Origin of the sequence: Streptomyces sp. NPDC047014 (assembly GCF_040644195.1) — a bacterium.
Taxonomy (GTDB): Bacteria; Actinomycetota; Actinomycetes; order Streptomycetales; family Streptomycetaceae; genus Streptomyces.
On record NZ_JBEYVX010000003.1, the window covers coordinates 199,367 to 216,468 of the forward strand.

15 protein-coding genes are annotated in these 17,102 nt (G+C 74.2%); 6 read left to right on the forward strand and 9 right to left on the reverse strand.

Features of this window, described 5'->3' with window-relative positions; translation table 11 throughout:
- Nucleotides 1–12: 12 nt before the first annotated feature.
- Nucleotides 13–459 (reverse strand): hypothetical protein, encoded by a 447-nt coding sequence (locus tag ABZ873_RS03430; protein ID WP_360864528.1) that lies wholly within the window; start codon nt 457–459, stop codon nt 13–15.
- Nucleotides 460–679: 220 nt separating this feature from the next.
- Here ABZ873_RS03430 and ABZ873_RS03435 point away from each other — a divergent pair, with 220 nt between their 5' ends.
- Nucleotides 680–1,966, forward strand: coding sequence for an ABC transporter substrate-binding protein (locus ABZ873_RS03435; RefSeq protein ID WP_360864420.1), 1,287 nt, complete (start codon nt 680–682; stop codon nt 1,964–1,966).
- A 51-nt stretch (nt 1,967–2,017) separates the two neighbouring features.
- Here ABZ873_RS03435 and ABZ873_RS03440 read toward each other — a convergent pair whose 3' ends face one another.
- Together ABZ873_RS03440 and ABZ873_RS03445 are read right to left on the reverse strand one after the other, a co-directional pair.
- Nucleotides 2,018–3,391 carry a hypothetical protein gene (locus ABZ873_RS03440; RefSeq protein ID WP_360864422.1) on the reverse strand — a complete coding sequence of 458 codons (1,374 nt, stop codon included), beginning with the start codon at nt 3,389–3,391 and terminating at the stop codon, nt 2,018–2,020.
- A 248-nt stretch (nt 3,392–3,639) separates the two neighbouring features.
- A complete protein-coding gene (locus ABZ873_RS03445; RefSeq protein WP_360864424.1) occupies nt 3,640–5,022 on the reverse strand; it encodes a transcriptional regulator in 1,383 nt (460 codons plus the stop codon).
- Nucleotides 5,023–5,238: 216 nt separating this feature from the next.
- On the opposite strand from ABZ873_RS03445, the gene ABZ873_RS03450 reads away from it, so the two are divergent.
- The 3 genes from ABZ873_RS03450 to ABZ873_RS03460 all read left to right on the forward strand — a co-directional run bounded on the left by ABZ873_RS03450 (nt 5,239) and on the right by ABZ873_RS03460 (nt 8,617).
- Nucleotides 5,239–5,919 (forward strand): bifunctional DNA primase/polymerase, encoded by a 681-nt coding sequence (locus ABZ873_RS03450; RefSeq protein WP_360864530.1) that lies wholly within the window; start codon nt 5,239–5,241, stop codon nt 5,917–5,919.
- A gap of 137 nt (nt 5,920–6,056) precedes the next feature.
- On the forward strand, nt 6,057–6,977 hold the full coding sequence (locus tag ABZ873_RS03455) for an ABC transporter ATP-binding protein (RefSeq protein WP_360864427.1): 921 nt from the start codon (nt 6,057–6,059) through the stop codon (nt 6,975–6,977).
- Nucleotides 6,974–8,617 (forward strand): transporter, encoded by a 1,644-nt coding sequence (locus ABZ873_RS03460; protein WP_360864429.1) that lies wholly within the window; start codon nt 6,974–6,976, stop codon nt 8,615–8,617. The genes ABZ873_RS03455 and ABZ873_RS03460 overlap by 4 nt, the downstream gene beginning before the upstream one ends.
- 70 nt (nt 8,618–8,687) lie before the next feature.
- Here ABZ873_RS03460 and ABZ873_RS03465 read toward each other — a convergent pair whose 3' ends face one another.
- Complete coding sequence (locus ABZ873_RS03465) at nt 8,688–9,593, reverse strand: alpha/beta hydrolase (protein WP_360864430.1); 906 nt, start codon at nt 9,591–9,593, stop codon at nt 8,688–8,690.
- A 252-nt stretch (nt 9,594–9,845) separates the two neighbouring features.
- The gene (locus tag ABZ873_RS03470; protein WP_360864432.1) at nt 9,846–10,538 is read right to left on the reverse strand and encodes a metal-dependent transcriptional regulator; all 693 of its coding nucleotides are present in this window, start codon (nt 10,536–10,538) and stop codon (nt 9,846–9,848) included.
- Nucleotides 10,539–10,762: 224 nt separating this feature from the next.
- On the opposite strand from ABZ873_RS03470, the gene ABZ873_RS03475 reads away from it, so the two are divergent.
- On the forward strand, nt 10,763–11,518 hold the full coding sequence (locus ABZ873_RS03475; protein ID WP_360864434.1) for an SIS domain-containing protein: 756 nt from the start codon (nt 10,763–10,765) through the stop codon (nt 11,516–11,518).
- Nucleotides 11,519–11,580: 62 nt separating this feature from the next.
- Here ABZ873_RS03475 and ABZ873_RS03480 read toward each other — a convergent pair whose 3' ends face one another.
- Nucleotides 11,581–12,897: a PAS domain-containing protein gene (locus ABZ873_RS03480; RefSeq protein WP_360864436.1), complete on the reverse strand. Its 1,317-nt coding sequence runs from the start codon at nt 12,895–12,897 to the stop codon at nt 11,581–11,583.
- 409 nt (nt 12,898–13,306) lie between these two features.
- On the reverse strand, nt 13,307–13,933 hold the full coding sequence (pdxH, locus tag ABZ873_RS03485; protein WP_360864532.1) for a pyridoxamine 5'-phosphate oxidase: 627 nt from the start codon (nt 13,931–13,933) through the stop codon (nt 13,307–13,309).
- A 235-nt stretch (nt 13,934–14,168) separates the two neighbouring features.
- Between pdxH and ABZ873_RS03490 the strand changes: the two genes are divergently transcribed.
- Nucleotides 14,169–15,275, forward strand: coding sequence for a citrate synthase 2 (locus ABZ873_RS03490; RefSeq protein ID WP_360864438.1), 1,107 nt, complete (start codon nt 14,169–14,171; stop codon nt 15,273–15,275).
- 59 nt (nt 15,276–15,334) lie between these two features.
- On the opposite strand, the gene ABZ873_RS03495 is transcribed toward ABZ873_RS03490, so the two are convergent.
- Both ABZ873_RS03495 and ABZ873_RS03500 read right to left on the reverse strand, forming a co-directional pair.
- Nucleotides 15,335–15,922 (reverse strand): TetR/AcrR family transcriptional regulator, encoded by a 588-nt coding sequence (locus tag ABZ873_RS03495; protein ID WP_360864440.1) that lies wholly within the window; start codon nt 15,920–15,922, stop codon nt 15,335–15,337.
- Nucleotides 15,910–16,647 carry an enoyl-CoA hydratase family protein gene (locus ABZ873_RS03500; protein WP_360864442.1) on the reverse strand — a complete coding sequence of 246 codons (738 nt, stop codon included), beginning with the start codon at nt 16,645–16,647 and terminating at the stop codon, nt 15,910–15,912. Before ABZ873_RS03500 ends, ABZ873_RS03495 begins: the two co-directional genes overlap by 13 nt.
- Between the last annotated feature and the right edge of the window lie 455 nt (nt 16,648–17,102).

A 17,102-nucleotide genomic window follows, 5' to 3' on the forward strand; every position in this document is an offset into this window, starting at 1 on the left:
CCGCACAGCCTTTCACACCGCGCGGGTCAGCATCCTCAGCACGGCGAGCGAGGCCGGCCGCAGGTCCGGGTCGTCCCCGTCGGCCTCGGCCAGCCGTACGTGCGCCTCGCGCGCGGCACGTACCGCCTCGGGCCAGGCGTGGTGCTCCAGGTAGGCGGAGACGGGGGCGTCGGGGCCCACGTGGTGCAGGATGCGCAGCACCCGCAGCACGGCGAGGTCGACCAGGGTCGCCTCCTGCGAGTCGCGGAAGATCGTGCCGACGTACTTCTCCGCCGACCAGCTGTCGAGCCAGGTGTCCTCGACCAGGCGGTACACGGCGTCGGTGACGTCCCCGTACCCCTCGGCGCCGGCCAGCCACGTGTCCTCGTGGAAGGCCGGGTCGGAAAGCATGTGGAGCGCGGAGCGCACATTGCCGCGCCAGCGCCACCAGGGCATGTCGTTCAGGGGCATGCCGCCCATGGTGGAGGAGCGGCCGCCACGTTTGGAAGAGTTCTTCGAACCTTGGGCGAATGTCACGCTTGCGATCGTACGTTCCCGTACGGGGCGATCTTGAAGGGCCCGGGGCGGCGGGCCGCCCCCGGCTCCGCCCCGCCCCCACCCCCGCAATTCACCTCGGCGTCACCGCATGTTGTGTCCATCTCGCTCGACAGTTACCGCGGAAGCGGAATGGTGCGTGGACATGACCACCTCGCGACGCGTCGCCCCGCTCTCCCGCACCGTCCTCGCCACCGTGCTGGGTGCGTGTCTCGTCGCCGGCTGCGGGACGCTGCCCGGGGGCTCGGGGGGCTCCGGGGAGACCGTCACCGTGCTGACCTTCGCCCCGGAGGGCACCAAGGCCACGAACATGCCCGGTATGACCGGTATGGCGAAGGCGTACGAGCGCTGGGCGAACGCCCAGGGCGGCCTGTCGGGCCGCAGGCTCCGGGTGCTGACCTGCAACGAGAAGAACACCGCGAGCGGCGCCGCGGACTGTGCGCGCAAGGCCGTCGCCGAGAAGGCCGTCGCCGTCGTCGGCTCCTACAGCCAGCACGGCCGCGCCTTCATGGCCCCGCTGGAGGCGGAGGGCATCCCCTTCATCGGGGGCTACGGGGTCTCCTCGGAGGAGTTCCAGTCGCCGCTCTCCTACCCGGTCAACGGCGGCCAGCCGGTGCTGATAGCCGGCGCCGGCCACCAGCTCAGCCGGGCCTGCGACCAGGTGGCGCTGGTCCGCCCGGACACCATCGCCGGGGACACCCTTCCGGTGCTGCTCAACGCCGGGCTGCGCGCCAACAAGATGGCCGACGCCTCCGACATCCGGGCCGCGGAGGACTCCGCGGACTTCAAGCCGCAGGCCAGCGAGGCGCTGGCGTACACCACCGGCGGGAAGGACAAGGAGAAGGAGAAGGGCTGCGTGACCGCGGTCCTCGGGGAGCGCACCGAGACCTTCTTCGACGCGTTCCGGCGCACCGATCCGCAGCGCCGCAAGCCGCAGATCTCCTCCGTGCTGGGCAGTGTCAGCCAGTCCCTGGTGGACCGCACGGGCGGCCGGGAGAGTCCCTTCGAGGGCGCGTACCTCACGAGCTGGTACCCGGTGGCGTCGGATCCGCTCTGGGAGCCGATGCGGAAGGTGGTCGCGGAGCACGCCTTCGGGGACGACGACGTGAACCCGGACGACAGCGGGGTGCAGACCACCTGGATCGCCTACACGGTGCTCGCGGAGGTCATGAAGCGCTTCAAGGACGACGAGCACGTGGACGCGCGCAAGGTGAAGCGGGCGCTGAACGAGGCCCAGCCGGTGCGGACCGGCGGCCTCACCCCGGATCTGAGCTGGCGCTACCAGGACATGCGGGCCGTCGCCGGCTTCCCGCGGATCGTCAACGGCCGGGTGACCTTCCAGATCGTGCAGTCGGGGCGGCTCGTGGCGCAGCCGGGCGAGGAGTCCGTGGACATCACCCCGACGCTGGAGGCGGCGCCGCGCACGGCGTGACCGGGGCCTGGACGGGGGCGTGACCCGGCCCACGGGAGGGCCGGGGCCGCCTCAGAGCTGCGACTTGTCGCGCTTGGTGAGTCCGTACTTGGCCGCGATCGTGTTCCACAGGGCCGCGGCCGATTCCTTGGCCTTGGTGGCCTCGCCGCTGGACCGGTTGCCGTCGGCGGCGTTCTTGGTGGTCTTGGCCTTGCCGTCCTTGCACTTGTCCTCGTCCACGTCGTTCGCCCAGTCCGCGTAGCTGTTGTCGGCGTCGGCGGACGCCTGCCACGCCTTGGTCAGGGACGCGGACAGCTTGGCGTGGTCCGGGAGCTTGTCCACCTTCAACTCCTGGAGGCGGGTGATCAGTTCCTCGCGCTGGCGGGCGGCGTCGCGCAGGTCGGAACCGGCCTGGTCGAGGTTGGCGCAGGTCTTGATGTCGTCCACGGCCTTGATCACCGAGGCGCGGCTGTCGTTGCTGTCGGCGAGCAGCTTGTCCAGCTGGACGGCCTGCGGGCGGGCCGCGTCCACGGGGGCCTCGCCGCCGGGGGCGGGGGTGCCGCCGGTCGCGGCGGGGGTGCCTGCGACGGCGCCGGGGTCGTTGTTCTGCGGCTTGCCGTCCCCGAGCAGCGAGCCGACGCCGAGGCCGACGACGGCCAGGCCGATGACGACGGCGGCGACGATGGCGGGCGAGACCTTGCGGGGGGCCTCCGGCGGGGGCGGGGGTGCGTACGGGCGCTGCGCGTGCGGGTGCGCCGGCGCCTGCGGTGGCTGCGGCTGCGGCTGCTGCGCGCGGGGCGGGTAGGGGCGCGGCGGCGGCTGCCGCAGCACGGGCTCCTGCACGGGCGGCAGATGCTGCGTGTGCCCGGCGGAGTCGTCGTCCCCCCGGAACAGCCCGTCGAACCCCTCGACCCCGGCTCCGCCACCGGCGGGCACGGGCGGAATGTACTGCGTGGCGGCCTCGTCGTGCGCGGGCGCCGCCGGCACCGGCGGGATGTACTGCGTGGCCGCCTCGTCGTGCGCGGGCGCCGCCGGCACCGGCGGGATGTACTGCGTCGCCGCCTCGTCGTGCGAGGACGACAGGTACTGCGGGCCGCCCTCGTCCCCCCGCACGGGGGGCACGTACTGCGTCGCCGCGTCGTCGTACGCGGCCGGACCCGGCGCGGGGGGCGCCGGGTACTGCGGGCCGCCCCCGTCCCCCGGGACCGGCGGGATGTACTGCGTCGCCGCCTCCGGCAGTGGCGGGTAGCCGTAGCCGTGGGGCTGGCCCGGGCCGTCGTAGCCGGGGCCCACCACGTGGCCCGCTTCGGGGTACGCCTGCGGGTAGCCGTAGGCGGCGCCGGGCTGGGGCTGCTGCTCGGGGTGGGCCGGGTACCCGGGCGCCGGGTCCGGGGTCCATGGGGTGCCCGGCTGGGGAGCGGCGCCCCCCTGTCCGTTCTGCGTCACCGGGACTCCTCCTCCGACTCGCCCGTACGTGCGGAACCGCCGGCCCACGCTACCCCGTACCGCCCCACCCCACCCAGCCCACCGCCAGGCCGTCTCTTCCGGGGCCCGCCGGGCCCGCGCTGCCCGGCACCGCACCTCGCCGCGTTGTCGGGGCACCCGAGTACGTCCAGTACACGGGAGCCCCTCCGCCTTGCGATGCACGGCACCGGACAACGCGGGCTCACCCGACAGGCCCCGGAAGAGACGACCTAAGCCACCGGCACCTCCAGCCTCGCCCCGAACTCGCGGACCGCCGACTCGTCCCGGTACGGGTCCAGGCGCGTGCGGAAGTCGTCCAGGTACTCCGCGCCCCGGTTCGAGCGGAGGCCCGCCAGGAGTTCCGCCGCCTCCGTGGCCGTCCGGCACGCCTGTTCCACCTCGCGCTGCTGCACCCGCGCCGCCGCCAGCAGCAGCAGGCCGATGGCCCGGCGGCGCGCCTTGCCCGCGGGGAGGGCCCGTAGCGCCTCCTCCGCCTGCCGGGCCGCCGCGTCCGCCTGGCCCAGGTCGCGGTGGCAGTGGGCCAGTTCGTCCGCGAGGTACGCCTGGTCGAAGTGCCGGATCCACACCGGGTCGTCGCCCGACTCCGGTTCCGCCCGCTCCAGCGCGCTCACCGCCCGCGAGGACAGCACCGCCGTCGCCCGCGCGTCCCCGAGCAGCGCGTGCCCGCGTGCCTCGGCCGCGTAGTACATGGCCTCCACCCGCGGTGTGACCTGCCCGCGCGTGCCCTCCTGCGCGGCCCGCGCCAGCTGCGCGATCTCCCGCGGGTTGCCCAGCTCGGCCGCGAGGTGGCTCATGGACGCCGCCAGCACGTACCCCCCGTACGCCCGGTCCCCCGCGGCCTGCGCCAGCCGGAGCGCCTGGATGTAGTACCGCTGGGCGAGCCCCGGCTGGCCCGTGTCCACCGCCATGTAGCCCGCCAGCTCCGTCAGCCGGGCCACCGAGGCGAAGAGGGCCCGCCCGACCGGTTCCCGGTACGAGCCGCCGATCAGCCCGGAGACCACCGAGTTGAGGTAGTGCACGACCACCGGCCGCACATGCCCGCTGCCGAAGCGGTGGTCGAGCTCCTTCAACGCCTCGGTGGTCGCCCGCACCGCCTCCACGTCCGACATCCCGACCCGGGAGCCACCGCTGCGCGCCACCTGCGTGTCCGCCCCGGTGATCAGCCAGTCCCGGCTCGGCTCGACCAGCGCGGACGCGGCCACGCTGGAGCCCGCGAGGAAGTCGCGCCGGCCCACGTCGCTGCGCCACAGCTCGCAGACCTGCTCGATGGCGCCGACCACGGTCGGGGAGAACTGCAGCCCGACGCCGGAGGCGAGGTTCTTGCCGTTGGCCATGCCGATCTCGTCGATGGTGACGGTCCGGCCCAGTTTCCGGCCGAGCGCCTCGGCGATGATGCCGGGCGCCCGGCCGCGTGGCTGTTGCCCGCGCAGCCAGCGGGCCACGGAGGTCTTGTCGTAGCGGAGATCGAGGCCGTGCTCGGCACCGCACATGTTCACACGCCGGGCGAGCCCGGCATTGGAGCACCCGGCTTCCTGGATGAGCGCCTGGAGCCGTTCGTTCGGCTGGCGGGCGACGAGAGTCCTGGCTGCCATGAAAACCCCCTGCTGACCGCGGGTGATCCGTTGGAATGATCACTTCCCGCCTGATGTGCGGAGAATCTTCCGCTCTGCGTGGTGTCGCTACCCAGCGACAGCGCCCCGGCCTCCTACGCGCCCCCACACATGCATCAGTGCGCCCCATATGCAGGATCGATGCTCCGCCCGCCCAGGGGTTCAGCCCCGTAACCCCGGGTGACCCGGGCAGTTGTGATGGGCGTGGAAGAGACCATCGGAGTCACGGAGACCGCACCCATTCCCAAGCAGCGCGGCGAGCAGCTGCTGGACCATGCCGTGCGGTACGCGGAAGAACGGCACTGGGATGTCTTCGCCGGCACCTGGCTGGAGGCGGGCGACGGCCGGGAGGTGTGCTCCTGCGGGACCGCGGAGTGCCCGGCGCCCGGAGCGCACGCGGCCGTGAAGGACTGGGCGGGGCACGCCACCGGCAGCGCGGTGCAGATCCGCCGGGTCTGGGGCAAGAACCCGGCGGCGTCCATCCTGCTGCCGACGGGCCGCAGCTTCGACGCCCTGGACGTCCCGGAGTCGGCCGGTTTCCTGGCGCTGGCGCGGCTGGACCGGATGCAGCGCACCCTCGGGCCGGTCACGCTGACCCCCGACCACCGGATGCTCTTCTTCGTCCTGCCGGGCGCGGGCGCCAAGATGACGGACCTGGTGCGCAACCTGGGCTGGATCCCCTCCGCGATCGACCTGGTGGCCCGCGGCGAGGGCGAGTACGTGGCCGCCCCGCCCACCCGCTACGGCGGCCGCGGCGCGGTGCAGTGGGCGCGCCGGCCCACCCCCGCGAACCGCTGGCTCCCGGACACCGAGGAGCTGATCGACGCCCTCGCCTACGCATGCGGCAGCGAGGCGGCGGCCGAGCGCAGGCGGCGCTAGGGCTGACGGGGCGGGGCGGAGGGCCGGTCCGGGCCGTCGGGCCGTCGGGGCCGTCGGGGCCGAAGTCATGACATAAGTAACTGCTGGGCCTCGCGCGCTCCTCCTATGGTGAGGAAGGAACGACCAAGGGGGACGCGATGAGAGGCAGGCGCATGCCGGACCAGGGCGCTGCGACGGGTGGAACGCACGGGGCGGACGGAACCGCTGGTGCGGACGGGACCGCCGGTACGGACGGGACCGCCGGTACGGACGGGACGGGCGCGGCGCGGTCCGCGCCGCCCGCCGTACGGATCGAAGGTCTGTGGAAGCGCTTCGGCGAGCAGGTGGCCGTCGGCGGGATCGATCTGGAGCTGCCCGCGGGCCAGTTCATCGGTCTCGTCGGCCCGAACGGCGCGGGCAAGACCACGACGCTGTCCATGGTGACGGGGCTGCTGCGCCCGGACATGGGCCGGGTGGTCGTCGCGGGGCACGACGTCTGGGCGGACCCGACCGAGGTGAAGGCGCGCATCGGCGTCCTGCCCGAGGGGCTGCGGCTCTTCGAGCGGCTGTCGGGGCGCGAACTCCTCGGCTACATGGGCCGTATGCGCGGACTGCCCGGCGAGGAGACCGACAAGCGGGCCACGCAGCTGCTGGACGTCCTGGACCTGGCGGGCTCCCAGCACAAGCTGGTCGTCGACTACTCCACCGGTATGCGCAAGAAGATCGGCCTGGCCGCCGCGCTGCTGCACAACCCCGAAGTCCTCTTCCTGGACGAGCCCTTCGAGGGAGTCGACCCGGTGTCGGCGCAGACCATCCGCGGAGTGCTGGAACGTTACACCGCGTCCGGCGCCACCGTCGTCTTCTCCTCCCACGTCATGGAGCTCGTCGAGTCGCTGTGCGACTGGGTGGCCGTCATGGCCGCCGGCCGCATCCGCGCCGCGGGCCCCTTGGCCGCCGTACGGGGCTCCGCGCCCTCCCTCCAGGCCGCCTTCCTCGAACTGGTCGGCGCCCAGGGGCGCGGCGCGGCCGGGGACTCCCTGGACTGGCTCGGCGGGAACTCCGGGACGGTCGCGCGATGAGCGCGCCCACCGCCCCGGCGGGCCTCGCCGCCGCCCCGGCGCGCGCGGCCGCGCCGGCCTCGCTCACCCCGGTCTTCGTCCGGCTCAAGCTGTCGCTGCTGCGCAACGGCCTCAAGGGCTCCTCGAAGCGCAAGGCCGCCTACTTCTCGACGCTGGCCTTCGCAGTCGTCGTCGGCTTCTTCCTGACCCTGGGCCTGGCCGTGCTGCGCGGCAACACGCACGCCGGCACCGTCGTGGTCCTGCTGGCCGCCATCCTGGCGCTGGGCTGGGCCTTCATGCCGCTGTTCTTCCCGACCGGCGACGAGACCCTGGACCCGAGCCGGCTGGTGATGCTGCCGCTGCGCCCGCGGCCGCTGGTGCGGGCCCTGTTCGCGTCCTCGCTCGTCGGCATCGGGCCGCTGTTCACGCTCTGCCTGGCCGTCGGCTCGGTGATCGCCGTCGCGCGCGGCGCCGCCGGGATCGCGGCCGCGGTGGTGGGCGCCCCGCTGCTGCTGCTCGGCTGCGTGGCCCTGGCGCGCGCCGTGGCCACGGCCAACGTACGGCTGCTGACCAGCCGCAAGGGCCGTGACCTGGCGCTGCTCAGCGGGCTGCTGATCGCGGTGGGCGCGCAGCTGGCGAACTTCGCCAGCCAGCGCCTGTTCGAGGCGGGCGGCCTGACCACGCTGGAGCCCGCCGAGGCCGTGGTGCGGTGGCTGCCGCCCGCGACCGCCGTCGGCATGGTCGACTCGGTGAGCGAGGGCGCCTATGCCCGGGCCGCCGCGCAGCTCCTCCTGACCCTGGCGGCGCTGGCCGGTCTGCTCCTGTTCTGGGAGCGCAGCCTGACCCGGCTGATGGTCACCCCGGACGGCTCCACCCTGGCCGCGGCAGGAGGCGACAAGGAGCGCGGCGCGGGCGGCCTGTGGTCGCTGCTGCCGGAGGGGCGGACGGGCGCGGCGATGCAGCGCACCCTGCGCTACGCCGTCCGCGACCCGAAGACGAAGGCGTCGTGGGTGACGGCGCTGGCGATCGGCGCGATCGTCCCGGTCTTCAACGCCCTCCAGGGCACGGGCTCGGTCTATCTGGCCTGCTTCGGGGCGGGCATGCTCGGCGTGCAGATGTACAACCAGTTCGGGCAGGACACCTCGGCCTTCTGGATGGTCGCGCAGACCATCTCCTCGACGCACGACGCGTACGTGGAACTGCGGGCGCGGGCCGTCGCGCTGGCGCTGGTCACCGTCCCGTACACGGTGCTGGTCACGGCGGTCACGGCCGCGCTGACCGGCGACTGGCGGGTCTTCCCGGCGGGGCTGGGGCTGGCGCTGGCCCTGGTGGGCTCGATGCTGGGCACGGGGGCGGTGGCCTCGGCCCGCTTCCCGTACTCCATCCCGACGGACGGCGCTTTCAAGAACGTCGCCCCGGGGCAGGGCGGGCTCGCCTGGGGCGGCATCCTCGGCGGCATGCTGGGCTCGGCGCTGGTGTCGGCGCCGGTCATCGCGCTGACGATCTGGATGAAGGTGGCCGACCGGTACGACCTCGCCTGGTTCGCCCTGCCGGTGGGCGCGGTCTGGGGCGTGCTCGCCACCTGGGCGGGGCTGCGGCTGGCGGCGCCGACGGTGGCCCGGAAGCTGCCGGAGATCCTGTGGGCGGTCAGCAAGGGCTGACGGCCGGGCGGTCCGCCGGGTCCTCCGCCGGGCCGCCCGCCGGGAGCGCCCGGCCTGCGGAGCCACGGGCCTACGGGGCCTGCGGCGCGTCGGCCAGGACTTCCTCCAGGAAGGGCTCCAGGACCCCGCGCCAGGCCGTCGGCTGGTCGTAGTGGAGGTAGTGCCCGGCGTCGGGGATCTCCGCATACCGCCCGGCGGGCAGGACGCGGACCATCTCCTGGGCCTCCGCCCGGCCCAGCTCGCCGTCGAGACCGCGGACCACCAGGGTCGGGCAGCGGACCTGGGCCAGCTCCTCCCAGTGCGCGTCATGGACCCAGGTCTCCCGGGCCGTGAGCATCTGGCGGCGGGAGAACAGCGGGCGCCAGCCGTCCGCGGCCTCCCGCATGACCTCGGCGAAGAAGGCCCCGCGGCCGGGGTCCGGCCGCTCCACCCGGGGATCGTCCTCGCCGAACCAGCGGCGGGCCGCGTCCTGGGTGGGGAAGGGCAGCGGCCAATGGTGGAACCACTCCTCCCAGGCGCGCTGGGAGGCGGCCCCGAGGGCGGAGGCGCGCATGTCGCAGATGACGAGGGCGGCGACCAGGTCCGGTCGGCGGGCCGCGAGCTGCCAGGCGGTGAGCGCTCCCATGGAGTGCCCTACGAGGGTCACGGGCGCGAGGCCCAGCTGTTCCACGGCGGCTTCGGCGTCGGCGACGAACGCCTCCCGGCCCAGGGCGGCATGCGGGGCGGGAGCGGTGGGGCCCGCGGGCGGGCGGGCGCTGTGGCCGTGACCGCGCTGGTCCAGGGCGACGACGCGGTGGCGCTCGCGGAGCCAGTCGGCGGTGCCGGCCCAGTGGGAGGCGCGGCCCATCAGGCCGTGCAGTAAGAGCACGCCGGGACCGCCGCCGGGGCGGGGAGCCGGATCGGCGGGGGGCTCGTGGAACTCCCAGGCGGCCAGGCGGACTCCGCCGGCCCCTGTCACATCGATGCGCTGTACCACCGCAGATGCACCCCCTTCGCTCCCCGCCAGACTATCGAACCCGCATTCGAAAACAGGGTTCTCGCCGACAACACCGCTCTTTCGAGTGACCTTGCTCAAGGATTGGCCGCCGCTGCCGATGGAGATCCTTCCAGCAGGGAGGCGGGCCGATCGGGGAAGACGGTCCGAGGGGAAGACCTTGAGAGCTCGGGGCTCCAGGTCGCAAGGGGAGGATCGGTCCCGGCGCCGGGAGGCGCCGGGACCGCCCTCGTTTCAGCGCTTGGCCACGAACACGTGCGAGGCGATCTCCGCCTCCAGCTCGGCGGCCTCGCCACCGCTGCCGACCAGCACGCCCCCCGGGGACTCGGTCACGCTCACCACGGAGCCGGGCTGCACGCCCGCCCGCCGCAGCGTGTACATCAGCTGGGCGTCCGTCTGGATCGGCTCCCCGATCCGGCGCACGACCACCGTCTTGCCGTCCGTGCCCGGGTCGAGCTCGGCCAGGCTGATCATGCCGTCCTCCAGGAACTGCTCGGCCTCGGCCTTCTCGCCCAGCTCCTCCAGCCCCGGGATCGGGTTCCCGTACGGCGACTCCGTCGGGTGGCGCAGCAGCTCCAGCACCCGCCGCTCCACCGCCTCGCTCATCACGTGCTCCCACCGGCACGCCTCGGCGTGGACCTGCTCCCACTCCAGGCCGATGACGTCGACGAGCAGACACTCCGCGAGGCGGTGCTTGCGCATGACGCGCGTCGCCAGGCGGCGGCCCTCCTCCGTCAGCTCCAGGTGCCGGTCGGTGGCCACGGCCACCAGGCCGTCCCGCTCCATCCGCGCCACGGTCTGGCTCACCGTCGGACCGCTCTGGTCGAGCCGTTCGGCGATGCGGGCGCGCATGGGGACCACACCTTCCTCCTCCAGCTCAAGGATGGTGCGGAGATACATCTCCGTGGTATCGATCAGTCCGGACATTCGTGCCCCTCGGATTGCGTGCGCTGGCCCTGTCCCCAATTCTGACGCATCCGGCCGACAACCGTCCCGTGCCGACGGTCAAGAGCGGTCCCGGACATCTCCCGGACACCTGCGCGCGGATCTTCCGGCGCGGGATTGACGCCCGTATTGACAGGCCCTTGGTCCAGACCGCACGGTGAGCGGCGGACACGGACGCACCCCATCTCTGGAAGGGCCATCGGCGTATGAGCGAGAGCAAGCTGGCCGGGCAGTTCTTCGACGCCGCCATCGGCCTGCTGGAGCGGGTGCGGGAGGAGGAGGCCGGGCGCATCGCCGAGGCCGGCGGCCTCATCGCCGACGCCGTCGCCTCCGGGAACCGGCTCTTCGCCTTCGGTGCCGGGCACTCCTCCCTGCCCGCGCAGGACGTCGTATACCGCGCCGGCGGGCTCGCCCTGATGAACTTCCTCGCCGTCCCCGGCACCGCCGGGGTCGATGTCATGCCCGCGACGCTGGGCAGCGCCCTGGAGCGCGTCGACGGCCTGGCCGGAGCCGTCCTCGACAGCAGCCCCGCCACCGACGGCGACGTGCTGGTGATCATCTCCCTCTCCGGGCGCAACGCCCTGCCCGTCGAGATGGCCATGAACGCCCGCGCCCTCGGCCTCAAGGTCATCGGCGTCACCTCCGTCGCCTACGCCACCGGGACCCGTTCCCGGCACGTCTCCGGCACCTTCCTCAAGGACCACTGCGACGTCGTCCTCGACAGCAAGATCGCCGTCGGTGACGCCGAGCTGAGCCTCGACGGCATCGACGCCCCCTTCGCCCCCGCCTCCACCGTCGTCACCAGCGCGATCATGCAGGCCGTCATGGCGACCGCCGCCGGCGAGCTGGCAGCCCGCGGCCTGGAGCCGCCGCTGCTGCGCTCCGGCAACGTCGACGGCGGCCACGAGTGGAACGGCCGCGTCATGCAGGAGTACGGCGACCGGATCTTCTTCCGCCACTGACCGGCCCAGGGTTCCGCCACTGACCGGCCCAGGGTCCCGTCACTGACCGGACCCGGCTTCCGTCACTGACCGGACCCGGGCGGGGAGGCCAGGTCCAGGTCGGCCGCCACCCGCCCCGCCACCTCCTCCGCGTACGCCGCGTCCGCCCGCTCGAAGGCCGGGCGCGACGGCCCGCGCAGGAAGGTCAGCGCCCCCAGGGTCCGCCCCCGGCTGCGCAGCACCGTGCACAGCACGTGCGCCGCGCTCTCCGGCCACTGCCGGGCCCGCGCCCACTCCGCGTCGGCCTCCCCGCGCGGGGCGCTGGTGCGCACCGAGCCGATCCGGTCCAGCGCCTGGAGCACCGGATGCCCGGCCGGGTAGCGCACCGGGATCGACCCCGGGCCCGGCAGCGCCGGGGGCGAGGCGGCGCACCGTACGAGCCGCTGCCCCGCTCCCCCGGGCGCGGCGTCCGTGACGTCGAGCAGCGCCTGCTCGGCGAAGCCGGCGAGCGCGAAGTCCAGCCGTACGGAGGCCGCCTCGGCCGGGTCCTCGCACTCCGCGGCCGCCCGCCCCGCGCGGTGCAGCTGGTGCGAGCGGAACCGGGCCTGCGCGGTGTCCAGCTGCTCCTGGCGGGCCTCGGTGACGTCCTGGATGAGCCAGCCGACACCGAGCGGTACGGGTTCCTCCGCGAGCGGCGAGGCCAGCCGCAGGAATCCGCACCGCCAGCACCGGCGCCGTACCCCCTCGGCCGTGCGCACCGACACCCACATCTCCACCGGCGCGGGCGGCGCCCCTTCCGCGAGCACGTGCGCGAGGGCGCCCTCCAGCTCCTCCACGCCCTGGGCCAGCAGCTCGCCGAGCGGCCGGCCGAGCAGGGCGGTGCGGCCGGTCCCGAAGGCCCGCGCGGCGTGCGCGTTGACCACGGCGGGGCGCAGGTCGACGTCGACGAGGACGAGGCCCCAGGAGGCGTCCTCCATCAGGGCCTCGCTGAGCGCGATGGCCCGCTCCAGGTCGATCTGCGCGTGCACCTCGCTGAACGCGCAGTACACCCCGGCGGGCTTGCCGTCGGCGCCCGGCACCCCGGCCGACTGGGTCCGTACGAGGACCCGGCCGCCGTCCTTGGTGAGCAGCGCGAACTCGTGCACGTGGCGGCCGGGCACCTGCTGGGCGGACAGCAGTCTGTCCTGCACGTCCTGGGCGTCGGCGGCGCGCACCGCCCACCCCTCGAACCCCTTGCGCCCCACGGCCTCGCCCGCGGACCAGCCCAGGATCCGCTCGGCCTCGCGGTTCCAGTGGGTGATCACGCCGTCGGAGTCGAACGCGCACAGCGCGGCGTCCATCCCGTCCAGCAGGGCGGCGAGCAGATCGTCGGTGGTCTCGTTACGCCCGGAAGCAGTCACCTGGAACCCCCAGCAGGTGTTCGCGTATGCGGCACGTCAGATCATTGAACTCGAACGTGACGCGGGCCACACCGGTTTCGCCGGATTGGGCCCGGAAATCCCGCCGGGCCGCCCACCGCGAAAAAGGGTTGTGACGCACGGGGCGGGTGCCTAGGCTCTGAGGTACACGAGAAGGGAGGTGGTTCCCGCAATGTACGGAAACCGGACGCGTGAGGTGGCTGCGGGCTAGGGCCCGTCGTCAGCAGCGCACCCAGTGCGGTGCCCGGCGGAACCGCCCGGCGCCAATCCCAAGCAGTCACCCGACCCGCGGGCTCGCCGGCACGTCCGGCCGGCTCCTCTCACTGCAGGAGAGGACCCGAGCCCGCGGGTCGTCTGCGTTCCCGGCCCCCTCCGGCGGCCCGCCGCGGCTCTACGGGGCCAGCCGCTCCACACGCCAGGCGCCGCCGTCCTGGACGTAGCGCAGCCGGTCGTGGAGCCGGTTCTCGTGGCCCTGCCAGAACTCCACCGCCTCCGGCGTCACCCGGTAGCCGCCCCACTCCGGCGGTACGGGGACCTGCTCGCCCTCCGGATACCGCTCCTCCAGCTCGGCGTAGCGCCGGTCCAGCTCCGTGCGCGAGGCGATCACCGCGGACTGCTCGCTCGCCCAGGCGCCCAGCTGCGAGCCGTGCGGCCGGGAGCGGAAGTACGCGGCCGTCTCCTCACGGCCGATGCGGGCCGCCGTACCGGTGACGATCACCTGGCGGGCCAGGGGGTGCCAGGGGAAGAGCAGGGCCACGTACGGGTTCGCGGCGAGCTCCCGGCCCTTGCGGGAGCCGTAGTTGGTGAAGAAGACGAAGCCCCGGCTGTCGAACTGCTTGAGCAGCACCGTGCGCGAGCTGGGCCGCCCGTCGGGGGTGGCCGTGGAGACGACCATGGCGTTCGGTTCGAAGAGGTGCGAGGCCGCGGCCTGCTGGAACCACCGGGTGAACTGCTCCATCGGGTCCTCGGCGAGGCTCTCCGCGTGGACGGTCTCCGAGCGGTACTGCTGGCGCATCATGGCGGGGTCAATGTCCTGATCGGTCACGCCGCCATCCTGCCGCAGCCGTACCGGCGGCGGTGTGCCGTATGTCACGCTTCCGCAGTCGGGGCGGAGCGGCCAAAATCTTGGGGCCGGTCCGAAGGTCCCCGTACGGGTGACCGTCGGCCGCGCCGGGCATCAACGGGGATGACCGCGCCGGACCGCGAGTCACGCCGGGAGCCGCGCGTGTTCGCACTATCTGAGGAGCCGCCTGATGTCCGACTTCGTACCCGGGCTCGAAGGGGTCGTCGCGTTCGAGACGGAGATCGCCGAACCGGACAAGGAAGGCGGATCGCTCCGCTACCGGGGCGTCGACATCGAAGACCTCGTCGGCCACGTCTCCTTCGGGAACGTCTGGGGCCTGCTGGTCGACGGTGCCTTCAACCCCGGCCTGCCGGCCGCCGAGCCCTTCCCGATCCCGGTCCACTCCGGTGACATCCGCGTGGACGTGCAGTCCGCGCTGGCGATGCTCGCCCCGGTGTGGGGTCTGAAACCGCTGCTGGACATCGACGCGGAGACCGCCCGCGACAACCTCGCGCGCGCCGCCGTGATGGCGCTGTCGTACGTCGCCCAGTCCGCCCGCGGCCAGGGCCTGCCCATGGTGCCGCAGCGGGAGATCGACAAGGCGGAGTCCGTCGTCGAACGGTTCATGATCCGCTGGCGGGGCGAGCCGGACCCCAAGCACGTCAAGGCCGTGGACGCCTACTGGACCTCCGCCGCCGAGCACGGCATGAACGCCTCCACCTTCACCGCGCGCGTCATCGCCTCCACCGGCGCGGACGTGGCCGCGGCCCTGTCGGGGGCCGTCGGCGCGATGTCCGGGCCGCTGCACGGCGGGGCGCCCTCGCGCGTGCTCGGCATGATCGAGGAGATCGAGCGCACCGGGGACGCCGTGGCGTACGTGAAGAAGACCCTCGACAAGGGCGAGCGGCTGATGGGCTTCGGCCACCGCGTCTACCGCGCCGAGGACCCGCGCGCCCGCGTGCTGCGCCGCACCGCCAAGGAGCTGGACGCCCCGCGCTACGAGGTGGCCGCCGCGCTGGAGAAGGCCGCGCTGGAGGAGCTGCACGCGCGCCGCCCGGACCGGGTGCTCGCCACGAACGTGGAGTTCTGGGCGGCGATCATGCTGGACTTCGCGGAGGTCCCGGCGCACATGTTCACCTCCATGTTCAGCTGCGCCCGTACCGCCGGCTGGTCGGCGCACATCCTGGAGCAGAAGCGCACGGGCCGCCTGGTGCGGCCGTCGGCCCGCTACACGGGGCCGGGGCGGCGCGACCCGCGGGAGATCGAGGGCTACGCGGACATCGCCGCGACGGCCTGACGGCCCGCCGCGCGAGGGCGCCGCATCCCCGGGGCGGGGGTGCGGCGCCCTCCGCTGTTTCACGGCAGGGCGGCGTCGAGGACGCGGGACCACTGGGCGACGACGCGGGCCCGGCGGGCGGTGTCGTCGGTGAGGACGTTCGCCAGGCCCAGCCCCCGGGCCATGTCCAGCAGGCCCTGCACGGTCTCCCGTACGCCGGGTACGGACTCGTCGGCGCCCAGCAGTTCCACGGCGATGCGGTGGGTCTCGCGGCCGACGCGGGCCTCCAGCTCGGTGACGCGGGGGCGCAGCTGCTCCTCGTTGGAGGCGGCCACCCACAGTTGCAGGGCGGCGCGGAAGAGGGCGCCGGTGTAGAGGTCGACCAGGGCTTCGACGACGGCCGGGCGGGCGGCGGGGCCGGCGTGGAAGAGCTCGCGCAGGGCGGTGGAGCGCTCCTCGGCCACGTACTCCACGGCGGCGGTGAACAGGTCCTCGCGGGTGGGGAAATGGTGCTGGGCCGCGCCGCGGGAGACGCCGGCGCGTTCGGCGACGACGGCGACGGTGGAGCCGGCCCAGCCGTGTTCGGCGAGGCAGGCCACGGCCGCCTCCAGCAGGTGGCGGCGGGTGACGCGGCTGCGCGCCTGCTTGGGGGCGGTCACAGCGACCATGCGGGGTCCCGGCGTTCGAAGCGGGCGGTGATGCCTTCGCGGGCCTCGGCGGAGGCGAAGTGCCGCGCGGACAGGGCGGTGAGGGCGGCGCCGTCCCGCGCGAGGGCGTCCCGTACGGGGGCGTTGACCAGGCGCTTGGTCGCGGCGAGGGCTTCCGGGCCGGCCTTGCGGAGGCCCGCGAGGACGGGGGCGAGGGCGGTGTCGACGTCGTCGCTGTGCAGGGTGAGCAGGCCGATGCGGGTGGCTTCGGCGGCGCCGAAGGGCTCGGCGGTGAGGAGGTAGCGGGCGGCGGCGCGGGGGTCGAGGCGGGGCAGGAGGGGGGCCGAGATGACGGCCGGGACCACGCCGAGGTGGGTCTCGGTGAAGGCGTACGTGGACTCCGGGCCGGCGGCGGCGATGTCGCACACCCCGAGCAGCCCGAGGCCGCCGGCGCGCACGTGCCCGGTGACCCGCGCGACGACGGGCCGCGGCAGCGCGGCGATCTCGGCGAGCAGCGCGAGGAAGTCGGCGGGGTCGCAGGGGGCCTTGAGATCGGCCCCGGAACAGAAGGTCCCCCCAGTGTGGGTCAGCACGACCACCCGCACGGTGTCGTCCTGGGCGGCGGACGCGAGCGCGTCCCGGAGGGCGGCCACGAGCCCGGCGGAGAGGGCGTTCCGGTTACCGGGGGAGTCGAGCGTCAGCGTGGCGACGCCGGCCTGTGTTACGGCACGGACGGGTGAAACCATGTCTCCTCCGGAGGGGGGCTGGGGGTCGTACGGGGTGCCCTGCGGGCGGGCTCGGCGGTATCGGGGCGGTAGCGGGGTGCTGCCCTGCGGGCGGCTGGGCGGTGCGGGGGTGGGGCGGGGCCCCTCCGGAGTGTCTCCTCGGCTCGCGCCTGCGGGCAAGGTCGTTCCGTACGGGGCGGTCACGCGCTCGACCTGCGGGGACCCTCCTGCGCGTCCCCACCCCACCGGCGGATCCGGCAGCGCGGGGCGCGACCCTGCGGGCAACCGGCCCGTACAGGGGCGGGGCGGGGCCCCTCCGGAGGGACTCCTCGGCTCGCGCCTGCGGCCTCGGTCGCCCTGTACGGCCTGGGTTGCGCGCTCGACCTGCGGGGACCCTCCTGCGTGTCCCCACCCCACCGGCGGATCCAGTAGCGCGGCCCTGTTCCCGTGCGGGACTTCGGCGCTCGGTGCCGGCT